The following is an 18147-nucleotide window of genomic DNA, read 5'->3' on the forward strand; positions in this document are numbered from 1 at the left end:
TGAACGCCGCGAACGGGACGTATCGCTCCCCCGACCTGGCAGTCTGGAGCGGTGAAGCTCAGCACACGTTCCCTGATCGCACCGGCCGCCGTCCTCGCCCTGGCCGCGGCCGTGCTCTCCGGCTGCTCCGGGGCCGGTCCGGGCGCCGCGTACGGCAAGGGGTCCTCGGCGGCCGGACTGGACGATCCGGCGAAGAAGGACATCGCCATGCGACTGGTCTCCAGCGCGGAGAACTCCACCCTGGACTGGAAGTCCCGGTACAAGTACATCGAGGACATCGGCGACGGCCGGGGCTACACCGCGGGCATCATCGGCTTCTGTTCCGCCACCGGCGACATGCGCCGGGTCGTCGAGCGGTACGCGAAGGCCCGGCCCGGGAATCCGCTGGAGCGGTTCGGGCCGGCGCTGCGGAAGGTCGAGGGCAGCGACTCGCACGCCGGGCTCGGCCGCCGGTTCACCGAGGCCTGGGCGGACGCGGCCGGTGACGCCGCCTTCCGCTCTGCGCAGGACGCCGAACGGGACGCGTCGTACTTCGGCCCCTCGGTCGCGCAGGCCAAGGCGGACGGGCTCGGCACGCTGGGCCAGTTCATCTACTACGACGCCTACGTGATGCACGGTTCCGGCGACGCGGAGGGCACGGTGGGCTTCCGCACCATGCGCCGCCGCGCGCTCACCGAGGCGCGTCCGCCCGCGCGGGGCGGCGACGAGAGGACGTATCTCGACGCGTTCCTGGACGTCCGGGTCGCGGCGATGCGCGAGGAGGAGCCCTCGCACACCGACACCAGCCGGGTCGAGACGGCCCAGCGGGTGTTCCTGAGGAAGGGCAATCTGAGCCTGGATCCGCCGCTCGACTGGAAGGTGTACGGCGACAGCTACCGGATCGACGGCCCGTAGCCGGCCGGATCCCCGGGCCCGAGCGGCCCACGGACCGATTTCCGGGACGCGCCCAACTCGTATGCGTCACAGGGGTGTACGACACTCGTTCGACTCTGATAGGAAAGCTTCCTAACAAAAGAGTCGGAACGACGAACTCCCTTGGAGGACTGGTGAACGCTCCCCACAAGCGCACCGCACGTCTCAACACCCGTACGCTGCGCGTCGCGCTCGTCGCGCTCGGGCTGACACTCACGACTGTTCCCGCCACCGCATTCGCCGGCACCCCCGCACCGCCGGCCGTTCACCACCAGGAGGCCGCCGCGACCGGGCTGGACGATCCGGCGAAGAAGGACATCGCCATGCAGCTGGTCTCCAGCGCGGAGAACTCCTCGCTGGACTGGAAGTCCCAGTACCGCTACATCGAGGACATCGACGACGGCCGCGGCTACACCGCGGGCATCATCGGCTTCTGCTCCGGCACCGGCGACATGCTGGACCTGGTGGAGCTGTACACCCAGCGCGAGCCGGGCAACCCGCTCGCGGAGTACCTCCCGGCCCTGCGCGAGGTGGACGGCACCGACTCGCACGACGGGCTCGACCCGGGCTTCACCCTGGCCTGGGAGACGGCGGCGGAGGATCCCGCGTTCCAGCAGGCGCAGAACGACGAGCGCGACCGGGTGTACTTCGATCCGGCGGTCAGCCGGAGCAAGAGCGACGGACTGGGCACGCTCGGCCAGTTCGCCTACTACGACGCCATCGTCATGCACGGCGACGGCGGCGACAGCACGAGCTTCAGCAGCATCCGCAAGCGCGCCCTCGCGAAGGCGAAGCCGCCGGCCCAGGGCGGCGACGAGGTCGGCTACCTCAACGCCTTCCTGGACGCGCGCGTCTGGGCCATGCAGCAGGAGGAGGCCCACTCGGACACCAGCCGGGTGGACACCGCCCAGCGGGTCTTCCTGAAGAACGGCAATCTGAACCTGGACCCGCCGCTCGACTGGAAGGTGTACGGCGACAGCTTCCACATCGGCTGACGGTTCCGGGCACGGCTGTGGCGCGTACGGCTCCCCCTCGCGGGCGGGGCCGTACGCGCCACAGCGCTGTGACGGTACGTCAGTGCACGTTCACCGGAGCCGCGTTGGCCAGCTCCTCGGTCACCGTCTCGGCATCCTCCGCCTCGTCCGGCTTGCGGCCGAGGTGGTTGAAGGCCAGGTTGAGGACGATCGCCACGACGCATCCGGTGGATATCCCGGAGTCCAGCACGACGAGCAGGTCCTTGGGGAACGCGTGGTAGAAGTCCGGCGCGGCGATCGGGATCAGGCCTATGCCGACGGCCGCGGCCACGATCAGCGCGTTCTCGCCCTTTTCCAGAGCGGCGGTCGCCAGGGTCTGGATGCCGCTCGCGGCGACAGAGCCGAAGAGCACGATGCCGGCTCCGCCGAGCACCGGCAGCGGTACGAGCGCGATGACGGACGCGGCCACCGGGACCAGTCCGAGCACGATCAGGATGCCACCGCCCACGGCCACCACGAAGCGGCTGCGGACCTTGGTCATCGCGACGAGCCCGATGTTCTGGGCGAAGGCGCTGCACATGAAGCCGTTGAACAGCGGGCTGACGGCACTGCCCAGGGTATCGGCGCGCAGACCGCCCTCGATGGTCCGCTCATCGGCCGGGCGGTCGACGATCTTGCCGAGGGCCAGCATGTCCGCGGTCGACTCGGTCATGCAGACCAGCATGACGATGCACATCGAGACGATCGCGGCGATCTCGAACTGCGGCGCCCCGAAGTGGAACGGGGTGGGGAAGCCGACGACGTCGGCGTCCTTGATGGCACCGAAGTCGGTGATGCCGACCGGGATCGCGATGAGGGTGCCGGCGATGAGTCCGAGCAGGATCGCGATCTGCTGGAGGAAGCCGCGGAGCAGCTTCCTCAGCGCGAGGACGATCACCAGGGTGACCGCCGCCATGACGATGTTGGTGGTGGAGCCGTAGTCGTCGGCCGTGGCGTTGCCGCCCTGGGACCAGTTGAAGGCGACGGGCAGTAGGGAGACACCGATCAGGGTGATGACCGTGCCGGTGACGACGGGCGGGAAGAAGCGGACCAGTTTGCAGAAGTAGGGCGCGAGGACGAAGCCGAGGAGGCTGGCGACGATGATCGCGCCGAAGATGACGGCGATCCCTTCGTGCCCCCGGTCCTTGCCGATCGCCACCATGGGTGTGACCCCGGCGAACGAGACGCCGTTGACGAACGGCAGCCGCGCGCCGATGCGCCAGAAGCCGAGGGTCTGCAGGAGGGTGGCGATGCCCGCGGTGAACAGGCTCGCCGCCACCAGGAAGGCGGTCTCCTTCGGGGTGAGCCCCACGGCGGGGCCCACCACCATGGGCGGGGCCACCACACCCGCGTACATCGCGGCCACGTGCTGGAGGCCGCTGGTGAACATCTTCAGTGGGGGAAGGGTCTCGTCGACCGGATGAGTGCTGCCGGACTGGGCCGGCTCCGATATGCCGGCGTCGGATGCTGCGTCTGCGTCATTGCGAAACCTGGGCGTAGCTGCCACGGCGGTTCCTCCGGTCGGGTACACGTCTGCGGCGACGTGGGTATCAGGGAGGTGGAGCGTTGGTGCAGGTCGTGCAGCTGGTGCGGGCAGCTTGGGTTCAGCGGTACGGGGGCGCGTACGTATGTGGGTACGCGCCTCCCGTACCGGTTGCCGTGGGCCCCGCTCGGGTCCACGGCGGCCGGTCGAGGGCCGTCCCCCTCGGCCGGCCGGTCGGAGGGGGCCGGGCGTCAGGCTCCGGCGGCGATCTGGGCGAGGCGGCGGGCCTCGTCGCGGGTGGCGCGGGCGATGGTGTCCTCGTCCACGGTGGTCAGGTGGTTGCCCTCGACGACCGGCTTGCCGTCGACGAGCGAGAGCGTGACGGGGGCCGCGGCGCCGAACACCAGGGCGGTCACCGGGTCGGCGATGGAGGCGTGGGCGATGGTGTCCAGCTTCCACAGGACCAGGTCCGCGAGCTTGCCGGGCTCCAGGGAGCCGATCTGGTCGGCACGGCCGAGGACCTGGGCGCCGCCGTACGTACCCAGGCGCAGCGCCTGACGGGCGTTCAGGGCGCGTTCGCGGTGCGGGCCGAGGCGGTTGATGAGGAGGGCGTTGCGCAGTTCGGTGTGGAGTTCGCCGGACTCGTTGGACGCGGTGCCGTCGACGCCGAGGCCGACCGGGACGCCGGCGGCGAGCATATCCGGGACTCGGGCGATGCCCGCGGCGAGCCGGGCGTTGGAGGACGGGCAGTGCGCGACGCCGGTGCCGGTGCGGGCGAAGGCGGCGATGTCGGAGTCGTTCATGTGGACGCAGTGCGCCATCCACACGTCTTCACCGAGCCAGCCGGTCGACTCGAAGTAGTCGGTCGGGCCCATGCCGAACAGCTCGTGGCAGAACTTCTCCTCCTCCACGGTCTCCGAGCCGTGGGTGTGCAGCCGCACTCCGCGACGGCGGGCCAACTCGGCGCCCTGCCGCATCAGTTCGGTGGAGACGGAGAACGGGGAGCAGGGTGCGACGGCGATCCGGGTCATCGCGTCGAAGGAGGCGTCGTGGTGCGCGTCGATGGTGGCCTCGGTGGCGGCGAGCGCGCCTTCGAGGGTCTCCACGGCGAAGTCCGGCGGCAGCCCGCCGTCCTTCTCGCTGCGGTCCATGGAGCCGCGCGCGAGGGTGAACCGCAGGCCCGTCTCGCGGGCGGCGCCGATGATCGCGCCGGACAGGTCGCCGGAACCCTCCGGGTACACGTAGTGGTGGTCCATCGCGGTGGTGACACCGCCGCGGGCCAGCATGGCGAGCGAGCCCTGCGCCGCGGCGCGGGCCATCGGCTCGTCGATGCGCGCCCAGGTCGGGTACAACGCGACCAGCCACTCGAAGAGGTTGTGGTCGGTCGCCAGGCCGCGGGTGATCCACTGGTAGAAGTGGTGGTGCGTGTTGATCAGGCCGGGTGTGACGAGATGGCCGGTGCCGTCGATCCGGCGTACGACGTTCTCCAGGCCCTCCGGTGCCCGGCCGGCGCCGACCGACTCGATGCGGTTGCCGGCGACGACGACATGGCCCGAGGCGTACTCGGTGTCGTCGGCGTCGACGGTGGCGATCGAACAGTTCTCGATGACGATGCGTTCCACGCGCTCGGTCGCTGCCTGTGCTGCCATGGTGCTTCCTTCTCTCATCAGCGATGTGGGCACGGCAGGACCCTAGGAGGATTTGAGTGCCACGGCCGAGCGGCTGTGGGTGCCGAGATGGTGGAAGAAGAGATTGAGCAGGACCGCGACGAGTGCCCCGGCGCTGATGCCGGAGCCCAGGACGGTCTGCGCCCAGGACGGGAATCCCGCGTAGAAGCCGGGCGCGGCGAGCGGGATGATGCCCGCGCCGAGCGCCACGGCGACCAGGATGATGTTGGAGCTGTCGTCGAGCCCGGCCTCGGAGAGCGTACGGATGCCGCTCACCGCGATCGAGCCGAACAGGACGATGCCGGCGCCGCCGAGCACGGGCATCGGGACGAGCGAGACGACCGCGCCGAGCACCGGGAAGACGCCGAGGATCAGCAGGGCGCCGCCGGCGGTCGCGACGACGTACCGGCTCCGTACCTTCGTGAGGGAGACCACGCCGACGTTCTGGGCGAATGCGCTCGTCGGGAAGCCGCCGAAGACCGGTCCGACGAGGGTGGCGATGCCGTCGGTGCGCAGTCCTCGGGTGATGGTCCGGCCGTCGGCGGGCCGGTCGCAGATCTCGCCGAGGGCCAGCATTCCGGCGGACGACTCGGTCATCAGGACGAGCATCACGATGCAGAGGGAGAGGATCGCGGCGGGCTGGAACTCCGGTGCGCCGAAGGCGAAGGGGGTGGGCAGCGCGGCGAGCGGAGCGGAACGCAGGGCGGAGAAATCCGCCAGGCCGAACGGGATGGCGGCCAAGGTACCGATCAACAGCCCCATCAGCAAGGCCACTTGCTTGAGGAAGCCACGGCCGAACCGCTGGACGGCCAAGATGACCGCCAGCGTGAAGGCGGCCAGCGCGAGGTACTTCATCGCGCCGAAGTCGGCGGCGGTCTTGTCGCCGCCCTGCGCCCAGGAGACCGGTACCGGCATCAGGGTGACGCCGATGAGCGTGATGACGACGCCGGTGACGAGCGGCGGGAAGAACCGGAGCAGTCTTCCGAAGAACGGACCGACGAGCAGGCAGAACACACCTGCGACGAGCACCGCGCCGTAGATCGCCGGGAGTTGGCGGCCCGGCGCGCTGGTCTCCGCGATGGCGAGCATCGGCGCGATCCCGGCGGAGGAGGCCGCGTTGACGAACGGCAGCCGGTTGCCGGCGAAGCCTCCGATGCCGAGGGTCTGCAGGATGGTGGCGCAGCCGGCGATGAGGAGGCTGGCCGCGATCAGCCGGGTCAGTCCCGCCGTGTCGAGGCCGACGGCCTGTCCGATGATGAGCGGAGGGGTGACGACACCCGCGTACATGGCGGCGATATGCTGGAGCGCGGCGGGCAGGAGCCGCGACGGGGCAAGCTTTTCGTCCACCGGATGGATTGGGCCGTCCGGCTGGGTGGAACACGGGCCTATCGCTGCTTCGGGCCCAAGTGCAGGCTGTACCATGGGAGTTCCCTCCGGCCCGGCCGTTCCCCGTCCGCTGTGGACGGACGGGGACCGGCGCGGCGCCGCGTCAGAGGTTGGTCATGTCGACCGGGATCTGCGGCTCGACGCCGTCCCGCAGCACGGTGGCTTCGATGAGCCCGTACGGACGGTCGGCCGCGAAGTAGACTGCTCCGTCGGCGGTATCGTTCTTCAGTCCGAACGGCTCCAGATCCACCAGGAAGTGGTGGTTGTTCGGCAGCGAGAACCGGATCTCGTCGATCTCGCTGCGGCTGTTGATGATGCGCGAGCCCATCTGGTACAGGGTCTGCTGGAGGGAGAGCGAGTACGTCTCCGCGAAGGCTTCGAGCATGTGCTTGCGCGCCTGCTCGTACGACTTCTCCCAGTTCGGCATGCGCGCTTCGTCGCTGGTCCAGTTGTACCGCCACCTGGCGGACACGTCGGTGGCCAGGACCCGGTCGTACGCCTCCTTGAGCGTCGTGTACTTGTCCTTGACGTAGCCCCAGAACTCGGAGTTGGTCGAGTTCATGACCGTGAGTTCCTTGAGGCCGGAGATGACCTCCCACTTCTCACCGTCGTAGGTGATCTGGGAGGTGCGGGTCTCCTGGCCCTTGCGCACGAAGGAGTGCTTGACCTCGTCGGCGCCGATGAACCGGGAGTTCCCCCCGGAGGTCTCGATGCGCTCCCAGGAGTACTCCTCGATCCGGATCCGGGCGGTGTGGATCGGCTCCTGCGACGACACGAAGTGCCGGGCGAGGTGGATGCCGAACTGCTCGGCGGATTCGATGCCGTGCTCCTTGGCGAACGCGTACACCGTGTTCTTGGTGGTGTCGGTCGGCAGGACGTTCGCGTTGGAGCCGGAGTAGTGGACGTCGTCCATGTCGCCGGAGAGGGCGACCGAGACGTTCAGGTCCTTGATGTGGTGGGTGTCGCCGTCCCGCGTGATCTTGACGACGCGGTTCTCCGCTTTGCCGTACTGGTTCTGGCCGAGAATCGTGGGCATGTGTCTGCTAGCTCCCTCGGTATACGGAGTAGCCGAACGGGTTGAGCAGCAGCGGTACGTGATAGTGCTCGCCCGGAGTGACGGCGAAAGTGATCGCCACCTCGGGGAAGAACGCACCGCTGTCCCTTACGCGGGGGGCGTCCTGCTGCGCCTCGGCTTGCTTCTTGCTGGCGAAGTACGGCTCGGTCTCGAAGTCGAGCCGTACGTGGGTGGTGCCCTCCGGCAGGGCCGGCAGGTCCTTGCAGCGCCCGTCCGCATCGGTCGCGGAGCCGCCGAGTGCCACCCACCGCGCGTCGCTGCCGGTGCGGGCCGCGAGCGAGATGGCGACGTCCGCGGCGGGGCGGCCGATGCTGGTGTCCAGGATGTGGGTGGACACCGATGCGGTGGCGAAGGTGCTCAAGACCTTCACTCTCCTTCGTTGCGAGTCTTACGCGTCTTCCGTGACGAGACGGGTCAGCCTGATGCGGTTGATCTTGCCCAGTTCGGTGCGCACATGTCCGCGCTCCTCCTCGGGCGAGTTTCCGGACCGGGTCTTCAGCGCGTCGCGCATCTGCTCACCGGTGGCCCCGGTGGCGCAGATCAGGAAGACGTGTCCGAACCGCTCCTGGTAGGCCAGGTTGAGTTCGAGCATTTCGGTCTTGAGCTCCTCGGTGGCGCCGGCCATCCCCCGCTGTTCGCGGGAGGAGGTCGGGTCCCCGGGCTTCGGGCGGCCGATCGGCGGGTGGCCGGCCATGGCCTCTGCCAGGTCCTGCGCGTCGAGGGCCGCCGTGGCGGTGTCGCTCGCGCGGAACAGGGCTTCGGCCGTGGTGTAGGGGCGCCCGGAGAGGATCGCTCTCCCCCAGGCCGCACTGGCACAGACCTCGTGCAGTACTGCGGCCGCCTCGCGGTCCGCCAGGGTGTTGAACCGGGCCAGGCCCGGTGTGGAGCTCGAAGTCACGGGAGCCTCCGTGGCTGTTTTTCGCTGTGCGTCGGTCGGGCTGCGGATAGCTAACGCCCTCCACAACACCACGTCAACACTTTGTTGAAATTACGTTCATGTAAAAGGCCGTCGCCCGATGATCCGGACGACGGCCTTCCGTGACACTGTGCGGACCCAAACCGGCCGCGGACCCAACTACTCGCTCTTTGGGCCGATATCCCTGTTCAGGTAGTTGTAGACGGTGAACCTGGAGACCCCCAGCGCCCCCGCCACCGTCTCCACACCGTGCCGCACGGAGAAGGCACCGCGTGCCTCCAGAGTCCGGACGGCCTCCTGCTTGGCCCTGCGGTCCAGCTCCGCGAGCGGCATCCCGTGGCGGCGCTCCATGGCGGCGAGAATGTGATCCAGCGAGTCCGAGAGCTGCGGCAGCCGGACCGCGATGACGTCCAGGCCTTCCCAGGCCAGCACGACGTCGTCGGAGAGCGCCTCCTCCGGACCGAGCAGCTCGGCGCCCATGGCGTCGACGAGCGGTTTGACCGCGGCGACGAGGGGGTGGTCCGCGGGCTCGGTCACTTGGAGTCCTCTCCGATCACGTTGACCTGAAGGGAGACCCGGGTGGCACCCGATGCCAGGGCCTTGCGCAGGAGGGAGTCCACCGCGGTGAGCACCTCGTCGGCGCCGCCCTCGGCCGTATTGCCGAAGGGGCCGACGTCCACGGCGTCCAGATCGGCCGACTGGACGATCTCGCGGGCGACGACGGCGTGCGCCGGCGCCTCGTCGAGATCGAAGGGCTCGGTGGTGAACTCCACTCTCAAGCGCACGGTGCCTCCATGGTGCGGGTCGCCGCGGCGGGGAACCCCCGCAGCTCGGGCACGACCCTAACGGACGGGCACCGACGCACCGGTCTCAGAGCGGCAGCACGCAGACCGCCGCCGGGGCGGCGAAGGGCGTCCCCACGGACTCCAGTGCGCCGCTCTCCGCGTCGACCCGGAACACCGTGACCGTGCCGGACTTCTGGTTGGCGGCCAGGAGCAGCGCCCCGTCCGGGGAGAAGGCGATGTGCCGGGGGAAGTCGCCGCCCACCGGCACGGTGTCCAGCAGCCGCAGCGTGGCCCCGTCGTCCTCGACGGCGTACCTGGTGAGGCTGTTGTGCCCCCGGTTGGCCAGATACGCGAAGCGGCCGTCCCCGGTGACCAGTAGCTGGGACGGGTAGCTGGTGCCGCTGCCCGTCCCGGTGGACTGCGGGGCGCCCGGGGTCAGCACGCCGGTGGCCGGGTCGTAGCCGCAGACCACGACCGTGTTGTCGAGCTCGCAGGCCAGGTAGGCGTACCGGCCGCCGGGGTGGAAGGTGAGGGCGCGCGGTCCGGCGCCGGGGCGCAGCGCGGCGTACGAGAGCTGCTCCAGGGTGCCCCGGCCCTCGTCGAGCCGGTAGGTGTACACCGTGTCGTTGCCCAGGTCGACGGCGAGGATGTGGCCGCCGTCCGGCGCGGTGATGATCTGGTGGGCGTGCGGCCCGTCCTGGCCCGGTCCCGGCGCGGGCGCGGTGTGGGCGACCACGTCGGTGCGCTCCCCGGGGCTGCCGTCGGCGGCGAGGGGGTGCACGGCGACGCTGCCGGAGGTGTAGTTGGCGCTGAGCAGCCACTTGCCGCCGGGGTGCACGGAGAGGTGGGCGGGTCCGGCGCCGCCGGTGTCGCGCGTCCCCAGCACCCGGAAGGTCCCGTCGGCGGCGAGCGCCACCGCTGTGACGCCGCCCTGCTGCTGCTCGTCGACGGCGTAGAGCGTGGAGCCGGTGGGGTGCAGCGCGAGGTACGAGGGGTTCTCGACGCCGGTCACGACGGTGCGGTCGGTGATGGTGCCGGCCGCCGGGTCGTACGAGGCCACGCCGATCCCGGTGCCTCCCGGCGTCGTCGAGGTGTAGGTGCCGAGGAAGAGCGTCGCGGTCCGGCGCGCCCCCTCCCCTGTGGTGCGCGGCGCCCGCCCCGGACGGGCGGAGCGGGGCAGCGAGGGGGCGGCGGCGAGCGCGCCGCCCGCCAGGAGTGCTCCGAGAAGGGTGCGGCGGCTGGTGGGGGTGGTCATGCGAGGCACCTCGTGGGGTCGGCTGCGTCGGATGTGTCAGCCACAGTGGCCTGCCCCGGTGACCGGCGCAAGACTCGCACCGGTCATTGCGCGGGGCGCAACGCGTGCGCGCACCGCACGGCAGCGGGGCGCAACGCGCGTATGGGCCGCGACGCGCACGGGGCCGCACGGCGTCAGCCGCCGGACTGGATGTCGCCGCGGGTGGACGAGGTGATCAGGTCCCCTTGGGCGAAGTCGCCCGGTGGGATCCCCGGGTGGTGTCCGCCCTCCACGGGCCGTACGGCCGCGGCGGGGCCGAGGGCCAGCCGGGAGACGATCCGGTAGCGGTCGCCCCGGTAGAGCGAGTGCACGTACTCCACGGGGCAGCCGGTGGTGTCCGAGGTCAGCCGCTCGAAGAGCAGGGCGGGGGACAGCTCTGGCACGTCGAGCAGCCTGGCCTCCGCGCGGGTCACCACGGTCGGCTCGATCGCCTGGACCGCTTCGTGGACGTGCACGTCATGGCGCTCGCGCAGGTGCTCGTAGAGGTCGCCGTCCTCCAGCTCCTGGGCGGACAGCCCCGGCACCAGCTCGGCCCTGATGTGCAGGTGCTCGATCGCCATCGGGGCGCCGTCGACCAGCCGCAGCCGGGCGACGTACACGATCTCGGCGGCCGGCGACATACGCAGCTTACGGCCGACCCGGGCACCGGCCTGGAGGGTGGTGAACTCCAGCAGCCGGCTCGACCAGGCACCCGCCGCCTGCGGAACGGACAGGGCCAGGTCGGCGGAGATCAGCTCCTGGGTGATCTTCGCGGGGGCGACGAACATGCCCCGGCCGTGCTCGCGCACGAGCAGCCCGGCGGCCACCAGCTCGTCGACCGCGGCACGCAGGGTGGGCCTGGAGACGCCGAGCGTGGCGCAGAGGGACCGCTCCGAGGGGATGGCGTCACCCGGCCGACGCGACTCGATCAGCTCCAGTACGGCGTCGCGGGCCCGTTCCCGTTTGAGCACCGTCCCCGGTGCGTCGGCGTCCATGCGATGCCCCTCCTGACACATTTCTCATTGACCAGTTGAACGACCAGTCGGACCAATCTCCCTACTGGTCAAGCGGATTGTAACCGCTGTCACGTGAATCCCGAGGAGCCGATTTCCCGGCAGATCGCCAGAACCCTTTGCTAGCAAGGGACTTGACGGCTCTATTGGCCTATGCCACCTTCATCCACCATCAAGAGGTGAGCTGTCCAGTGGACTTCACTGGTCAGGTGGTCAGGTCCTGTTCTCCAGAGGTGAACCGTGAAGTACCGCTTGCTTGCCGGTGGGTCCGCGCTTGTGATGGCCGCCGTTCTGAGTGCGTGCAGCTCCTCGTCCGACCCCGCCGGGAAGTCCGGAGACGGGCCGACGGACATCGACGTGTGGCTGATGCGCGACAGCGTCTCCGCCGAGTTCCAGCAGGAGTTCGTGAAGGGCTTCGAGGCCGCACACCCCACGATCAAGGTCCGGGTGCAGATCCAGGAGTGGGACGGCATCGGCGAGAAGATCACCGCCGCGCTGGCCAGCAACGACGCACCGGACGTCATCGAGAGCGGCAACACCCAGGTCGCGCAGTTCGCCCGGAGCGGCGGGCTGCTCGACCTCAGCGACAGGACCGACGAGCTGAACGGCAAGGACTGGCTCAAGGGGCTCGCAGAGCCGGGGGCGTACGAGGGCAAGCAGTACGGCATCCCGTACTACGCGGCCAACCGCGTCGTCATCTACCGCACCGACCTGTTCGAGAAGGCCGGGGTCGACGCCTCCGCGATCAAGACGCGCGAGCAGTGGCTCGCCGCCACCGCGAAGCTCAACAAGGGCGGCACACAGGGCATCTACCTGCCCGGACAGATGTGGTACGCGCTGGCCGGATTCATCTGGGACGAGGGCGGCGACCTCGCCACCGAGTCCGGCGGGAAGTGGCAGGGCGCCCTGGACACCCCGCAGGCGCTGCGCGGCATGAAGTTCTACGGGCAGCTCCAGGCCCTGGGCAAGGGCCCGAGGGATTCCGACGAGGACGATCCGCCCCAGGCCGACGTCATGGCCAAGGGACAGGTGGCCCAGGTGATCTCCACCCCGGGCGGCGCGAGCGTGGTCGTGGAGAAGAACGCGGCCCTCGTGGGGAAGCTCGGCTTCTTCCCGGTCCCGGGCAAGAGCGCGGACACCCCGGGGGCCGTCTTCACCGGCGGCTCCGACCTGGTGATCCCCACAGCCTCCGGTCATCAGGAAGCGGCGCTCACCTTCGTCAAGGAGCTCACCGGGGACGCCTGGCAGAAGAAGCTGGCCGTGGCCATGAGCTACGTCCCGAACCGGACGACCCTGGCCTCCGCGGTGGCGGACGACCCGGGTGCGGCGGCGATGGCGGCCGGCGCGGCGAACGGCCACGCGACGCCCAACACACCGGGCTGGGCGGCCGTCGAGGCGGAGAACCCGATCAAGGACTACTTGGCCGCCGTCCTCACGGGCGGTGACCCGGCGAAGGAGGCCGCCAAGGCCTCCGGCGACATCACCCGGGCCATGAACACCGCCTCCTGACGCTGCCGCTCCCCGCCCCGACCGTCCCACCACCGAGAGGAGGCGCGCCGTGCCCATCATCCGGGAACGGACCGCACCCCCCAGGCCCCGGCCCCGGCCGGCACCGCCCGCCTCCGCACCCGCCCGTCGGCGGCGTCGGCGGTCCGGGGAGCCGCGCGGCCCCTGGCCGTACGTGCTGATCGCACCCGCCGTCGGCGGCATGCTCTACCTGCTCCTCTACCCGCTGCTGCGGGCCGTGCTCATCTCGCTCCAGGACTTCAGGCTGCGCCAGCTGATCATGGGCGACGCGGAGTTCGTCGGACTGCGCAACTACCGCACGCTGCTGTCCGATCCACGGTTCTGGGAGGTGGTCCGGCGCACCTTCCTGTTCATGGCGGTCAACGTCGTCCTGATCATGGTGATCGCCACTCTGGTCGCCCTGATGACCGAACGGCTCGGCCGCTTCGGACGGGGAGTGGTCCTCAGCTCTCTGGTGCTGGCCTGGGCCATGCCGGTGATCGCGGCCACCACGGTCTTCCAGTGGCTGTTCCACTCCGAGTTCGGCATCGTCAACCGGCTGCTGACCGAGGCGGGCTTCACCTCGTTCGACCGCTACCCGTGGTTCGCGCACGGCACCGCGGCCTTCTCGATCCTGGTCCTGCTGATCGTCTGGCAGTCGGTGCCGTTCGCGGCGGTCACCATCTACTCGGCCCTCACCACCGTCCCCGCGGAGCTGTACGAATCGGCCCGGCTGGACGGGGCGAGCGCCACCCGGATCTTCCGCTCTGTCACCTTCCCGGTCCTGCGGCCGATCTTCCTGCTGGTCTTCTCCCTCGAAGTGATCTGGACGTTCAAGGCGTTCGTCCAGATCTGGGTGATGACGCGCGGCGGTCCCGGTGACGCCACCACGATCCTGCCCGTGTACGCGGTACAGACCGCACTCGCCGGACAGCGGTACGACCTGGGCTCCGCCGCCTCGATGGTCACCGTCGTCCTGATGTCCGGGGTGCTCGTCCTCTACTTCCGCCAGATGCTCCGCCAGGAGGACGAATCCCGATGAGTCTGCTGCGTCCGAGACCTCGGCGGATCCCGCTGAACGCCGCCGCCGTACTGACCGTCCTGGTCTGTCTGTTCCCCGTCTACTGGATGATCGCGACCGCGTTCAAACCGTCCCGCGACATCCAGTCCACCGATCCGGACCTCTTTCCGCACACCTGGACGCTCGACCACTTCCGCACGGCCGTACAGGCCGACGGCTTCGGGATGTTCTGGCGCAACAGCCTTCTGGTGACGGTCAGTTCGATCCTGCTGGCCCTGCTGGTCGCCATCGCCTCCGCCTACGCGGTGGCCCGGATGCGCTGGAAGGGGCGGCGGCAGTTCATGCTCATGGTCTTCATCGCCCAGATGGCGCCCTGGGAGTCGCTGATCATCCCGATCTACATCATCTCCCGCGACACGGACATGCTGGACCGGCTGCCGACGCTCACGCTCGTGTACTTCATGGTCACGCTGCCGTTCTCCATCGTGGTGCTGCGCGGCTTCATCGCCACCATCCCGCCGGAGCTGGAGGAGGCCGCGCAGGTCGACGGATGCACCAGGACCGGGGCCTTCCGGCGGGTGGCGCTGCCGCTGCTCGCGCCGGGCCTGATGGCGACCTCACTGTTCGGCTTCATCACCGCGTGGAACGAGTTCGCGTACGCCAACTTCCTGATCATCAAGCACCAGGACAGCCGCACCCTGCCGGTCTGGCTGTCGTCGTTCCAGAACACCTTCGGCACCGACTGGGGCGCCACGATGGCCGCCTCGACCCTGTTCGCCCTGCCCGCGCTGGTGGTCTTCCTGCTGCTCCAGCGCCATGTCACCTCCGGCTTCGCGGCCGGCGCCGTCAAGGGCTGACAGCCCGAGATCCGAACCCGGAGGCATCCCGTGCCCGCACCACGCCCCGAACACACACTCGTCCCCCGGCCCAGCAAGGTGTCGCCCCGCCCCGGCCGGTTCACCCTCGACCGGGAGACCACGGTCCGGGCCTTCCCCGGGGCGGAGAGCGCCGCCGAGCTGCTGCGCACGCTGCTCGCCCCCGCCACCGGGCTGCCGCTGGCGCCCTCCGCCGCCGGCCGGGTCGTGCTGGCGCTCGATCCTCAGCTGGGCGGCCTCGGCGAGGAGGGCTACGGGCTCACCATCGGCCCGGACGCGCTGCTGCTGCGGGCGGCGCACCTTCCCGGCCTGCTCCGGGGCGTCCAGACGATCCGTCAACTGCTGCCCGCCGAGGCGCTGTCGGGGGTGGCGCAGCGGACGGAGCGGTGGCTGCTGCCCTGCGTCGAGATCAGCGACGTGCCCGCGCACCCGTGGCGCGGCACGATGCTCGATGTCGCCCGGCACTTCCAGCCCGTCTCGTACCTGCGCCGGTACGTGGACCTGATGGCGCTGCACAAGCTCAACACCCTCCATCTCCACCTCACCGACGACCAGGGCTGGCGCATGCCCGTCGCCGCCTACCCCCGGCTGACCGGGATCGGCGGCCACCGTACGCAGTCGGCTTCCGGACCGCCGGGCGAACTGCCCGAGGCGTACGACGGCATCCCGCACTCGGGGGCGTACACCCGGCGGGAACTGCGGGAGCTGGTGCGCTACGCGGCGGGTCTCGGGGTGCGTGTGGTCCCGGAGATCGAGATGCCCGGCCATGTGCGCGCGGCCCTCGCCGCCTACCCCGAGCTGGGCAACGATCCCTCGCGGCGGCTGGGTGTGTGGACCCGATGGGGCGTCTGCGACACCGTGTTCGGCGTCCACGAGGAGGTCTTCGACTTCTGCCGGACGGTGCTCCAGGAGGTCATGGACGTCTTCCCGTCCCCGTACATCCACGTCGGCGGCGAGGAGTGCCCGACCACCGAGTGGGAGAACAGCCCCGCGGCCCGGGAGCGGGCCGCCGCCGAGGGGCTGCCCGACGCGCGTGCCCTGCACGGCTGGTTCATGGGCCGGATCGGGGCGTTCGTGGCCGAGCAGGGCAGGCAGCCCGTCGGCTGGGCGGAGACCGGGGCCGAACTCCCGCTGGAGTTCACGGTGATGACCTGGCGCTCCCCGGCCCACGCGCGCGCCGCCGCCCGCCGCGGTCACCACGTGGTCGCCGCACACCACCGGGCCACCTACCTCGACTACGCCCAGTCCCCCGACCCCGGCGAACCGGCGACGCAGCCGGGCCCGCCGGTCGACCTCCGGACGGTGCACGGCCACCGGCCGCTGACGGACGACTGGGACGCGGCCGAGACCAGCAGACTCCTGGGCACCCAGGCCCAGCTGTGGACCGAGTACGCGAGCACGCCGGACCGGATCGAGTACCAGACCTACCCGCGGCTGTGCGCCCTCGCGGACCGGGCCTGGTCCGGCGGTGGCGGCGACTGGCCCGGCTTCCTGTCGCGTCTCGGCGGACACACGGCACGGCTCGACGCGCTCGGCGTCCGCTACCGCCCGCTCAGGGGCCCTCTCCCGGCCCCCTCCCCAGGAACAGTGCCGACCCCGTAGGAACCACTCCCCCACGACCGTTCCGGAAAGGAACAGCTCATGAAGTCACTCGCGAAGAGCCGGATCCGTGCGGTGGCCGCAGCCGCCGCCACCGTGGCCCTGGGCTGTACGGCGCTCGCCGCCGTCCCGTCCACGGCGAGCGCCGCCGACGGATCGCTCGCCGTGCAGTACCGCACCGGCGCCGCCGGGGCGACGGCCGACCAGAGCGAGCCCTGGCTGAAGGTGCGCAACACCGGCAGCGGGGCCGTACAGCTCAGCGACGTCAAGATCCGTTACTACTTCAAGGGCGAGGCGGCGGGCGACGCCTACCGGTTCGCCTGCTCCTGGGCGGTGAAGGGCTGCGGGAACATCACCGGGACGTTCGGCACGCTCGCCTCCCCGACCGCCACCGCCGACCGCTACCTGGAGATCGGCTTCACCTCAGGCGCGGGCTCGCTGGCACCGGGTGCCGATACGGGCGACATGCAGCTGCGCTTCTACCGGTCGAACTGGCAGCCGCTGGTGCAGAGCGACGACTACTCCTTCGGCGCGGGCGCGACCGCGTACGGCGACTGGACGAAGGTGACGGCGCGGCTGGGCGGCGCCCAGGTCTGGGGCGAGGCCCCGGAGGGCAACGGTCCGACCGACCCCACTGACCCGACGGACCCGACGGACCCGACCGACCCCACCGATCCGCCGGAGGACGGGCCGACGCTCTTCGACGACTTCAACTACAGCGGCCACACCGACGCGCAGATCGCCGCCCACGGCTGGAGCGTCCGCTCGAACTCCGGCGGCCCCGGCGTGCCGGGGGCCACCTGGGCACCGGAGAACGTCACGTTCGCCAACCAGGGCGGCAACTCCATCATGAACCTGGAGACGTCGACGGCGGGCAGCGGTGAGTCGACGAAGCAGACCGAGATCCTGACCCAGTCGATGAAGTTCCGCAACGGCACCTACGCGGCGCGGGTGAAGTTCAACGACGCGCCGGTCTCCGGGCCCGACGGTGACCACCTCGTCCAGACGTTCTTCACCATCAACGACCTCAAGGCCCCGATGGCGGACGACTACGCGGAGTACGACTTCGAGTACCTGCCCAACGGCGGCTGGGGCGAGAGCGGCAACATCCTCTACACGACCTCGTGGGAGACCTACCGGCCCGACCCCTGGGAGGCGGTCAACGCGCACACCGAGTCCCGGCAGAGCTACGCCGGCTGGCACGACCTGGTCGTGACCATCGACGACAGCGCGATCACGTACTACATCGACGGTCAGCTGTTCGGCACGCACGGGGCGGCCTATCTGCCCGAGCGCGGGATGTCGATCAACTTCAACCAGTGGCTGATCGACCTGGCCGGGCAGACGAGCACGACGCCCCGCTCGTACGACCAGCAGGTGGACTACGTCCTGCACGTGAAGGACCAGGTCCTCACCCCGGCACAGGTGAATGCCCGGGTGAGCGCGTTCCGCACGGCGGGGACGACGTTCCAGGACACGGTCCCGGCCACCTGAGCCGGTAGCGCGCGCAGTGGGCGGGGCGGACGGGCCGACGGGCCTCCGCCCCGCCTTCCGTATGCCCGCGACCGGCCCGAATTCCGGGCACCCCCTTGACAGCCCGCCCACCCTCCGGGCAATCTTCCG

Annotated in this window: 17 protein-coding genes; 7 read left to right on the top strand and 10 right to left on the bottom strand. The window is 70.3% G+C overall.

What is annotated here, in order from left to right; genetic code table 11:
* The first annotated feature begins 51 nt into the window (after positions 1-51).
* Together RLT59_RS05670 and RLT59_RS05675 are read left to right on the top strand one after the other, a co-directional pair.
* Positions 52-894, top strand: coding sequence for a chitosanase (locus RLT59_RS05670; protein ID WP_311302364.1), 843 nt, complete (start codon positions 52-54; stop codon positions 892-894).
* 152 nt (positions 895-1046) lie between these two features.
* Positions 1047-1907: a chitosanase gene (locus RLT59_RS05675; protein WP_311302365.1), complete on the top strand. Its 861-nt coding sequence runs from the start codon at positions 1047-1049 to the stop codon at positions 1905-1907.
* A 79-nt stretch (positions 1908-1986) separates the two neighbouring features.
* Here RLT59_RS05675 and RLT59_RS05680 read toward each other — a convergent pair whose 3' ends face one another.
* The 10 genes from RLT59_RS05680 to RLT59_RS05725 form a co-directional block, all read right to left on the bottom strand.
* Complete coding sequence (locus RLT59_RS05680; RefSeq protein WP_311307622.1) at positions 1987-3378, bottom strand: nucleobase:cation symporter-2 family protein; 1392 nt, start codon at positions 3376-3378, stop codon at positions 1987-1989.
* A gap of 281 nt (positions 3379-3659) precedes the next feature.
* Positions 3660-5057: an 8-oxoguanine deaminase gene (locus RLT59_RS05685; protein ID WP_311302366.1), complete on the bottom strand. Its 1398-nt coding sequence runs from the start codon at positions 5055-5057 to the stop codon at positions 3660-3662.
* 42 nt (positions 5058-5099) lie between these two features.
* The gene (locus RLT59_RS05690) at positions 5100-6497 is read right to left on the bottom strand and encodes a nucleobase:cation symporter-2 family protein (RefSeq protein WP_311302367.1); all 1398 of its coding nucleotides are present in this window, start codon (positions 6495-6497) and stop codon (positions 5100-5102) included.
* Positions 6498-6564: 67 nt separating this feature from the next.
* Entirely contained in the window at positions 6565-7497 is a 933-nt protein-coding gene (gene pucL / locus RLT59_RS05695) for a factor-independent urate hydroxylase (RefSeq protein ID WP_311302368.1), read from the bottom strand.
* 7 nt (positions 7498-7504) lie between these two features.
* On the bottom strand, positions 7505-7897 hold the full coding sequence (uraH, locus tag RLT59_RS05700; RefSeq protein ID WP_311302369.1) for a hydroxyisourate hydrolase: 393 nt from the start codon (positions 7895-7897) through the stop codon (positions 7505-7507).
* A 27-nt stretch (positions 7898-7924) separates the two neighbouring features.
* Complete coding sequence (uraD, locus tag RLT59_RS05705) at positions 7925-8434, bottom strand: 2-oxo-4-hydroxy-4-carboxy-5-ureidoimidazoline decarboxylase (RefSeq protein ID WP_311302370.1); 510 nt, start codon at positions 8432-8434, stop codon at positions 7925-7927.
* 177 nt (positions 8435-8611) lie between these two features.
* A complete protein-coding gene (locus RLT59_RS05710) occupies positions 8612-8989 on the bottom strand; it encodes a helix-turn-helix domain-containing protein (RefSeq protein ID WP_311302371.1) in 378 nt (125 codons plus the stop codon).
* On the bottom strand, positions 8986-9237 hold the full coding sequence (locus RLT59_RS05715; protein ID WP_078617694.1) for a YkoF family thiamine-binding protein: 252 nt from the start codon (positions 9235-9237) through the stop codon (positions 8986-8988). The genes RLT59_RS05710 and RLT59_RS05715 overlap by 4 nt, the downstream gene beginning before the upstream one ends.
* 85 nt (positions 9238-9322) lie before the next feature.
* A complete protein-coding gene (locus RLT59_RS05720; protein ID WP_311302372.1) occupies positions 9323-10492 on the bottom strand; it encodes a lactonase family protein in 1170 nt (389 codons plus the stop codon).
* Between the two features lie 173 nt (positions 10493-10665).
* Positions 10666-11505, bottom strand: a complete 840-nt coding sequence (locus tag RLT59_RS05725) for a GntR family transcriptional regulator (protein ID WP_311302373.1) — start codon at positions 11503-11505, stop codon at positions 10666-10668.
* 258 nt (positions 11506-11763) lie between these two features.
* Between RLT59_RS05725 and RLT59_RS05730 the strand changes: the two genes are divergently transcribed.
* Genes RLT59_RS05730 through RLT59_RS05750 form a run of 5 tightly spaced genes read left to right on the top strand, consistent with a single transcriptional unit; the run spans position 11764 to position 18018 of the window.
* On the top strand, positions 11764-13032 hold the full coding sequence (locus tag RLT59_RS05730; RefSeq protein ID WP_311302374.1) for an extracellular solute-binding protein: 1269 nt from the start codon (positions 11764-11766) through the stop codon (positions 13030-13032).
* A 49-nt stretch (positions 13033-13081) separates the two neighbouring features.
* Positions 13082-14071 (top strand): carbohydrate ABC transporter permease, encoded by a 990-nt coding sequence (locus RLT59_RS05735; protein WP_311302375.1) that lies wholly within the window; start codon positions 13082-13084, stop codon positions 14069-14071.
* Positions 14068-14907, top strand: coding sequence for a carbohydrate ABC transporter permease (locus tag RLT59_RS05740; protein ID WP_311302376.1), 840 nt, complete (start codon positions 14068-14070; stop codon positions 14905-14907). Before RLT59_RS05735 ends, RLT59_RS05740 begins: the two co-directional genes overlap by 4 nt.
* A gap of 30 nt (positions 14908-14937) precedes the next feature.
* Complete coding sequence (locus tag RLT59_RS05745; protein WP_311302377.1) at positions 14938-16527, top strand: beta-N-acetylhexosaminidase; 1590 nt, start codon at positions 14938-14940, stop codon at positions 16525-16527.
* 39 nt (positions 16528-16566) lie between these two features.
* Positions 16567-18018, top strand: coding sequence for a cellulose binding domain-containing protein (locus RLT59_RS05750; protein WP_311302378.1), 1452 nt, complete (start codon positions 16567-16569; stop codon positions 18016-18018).
* Positions 18019-18147 lie beyond the last annotated feature (129 nt).

This window comes from Streptomyces sp. ITFR-6 (genome assembly GCF_031844725.1).
In the GTDB taxonomy this organism is placed as follows: domain Bacteria; phylum Actinomycetota; class Actinomycetes; order Streptomycetales; family Streptomycetaceae; genus Streptomyces.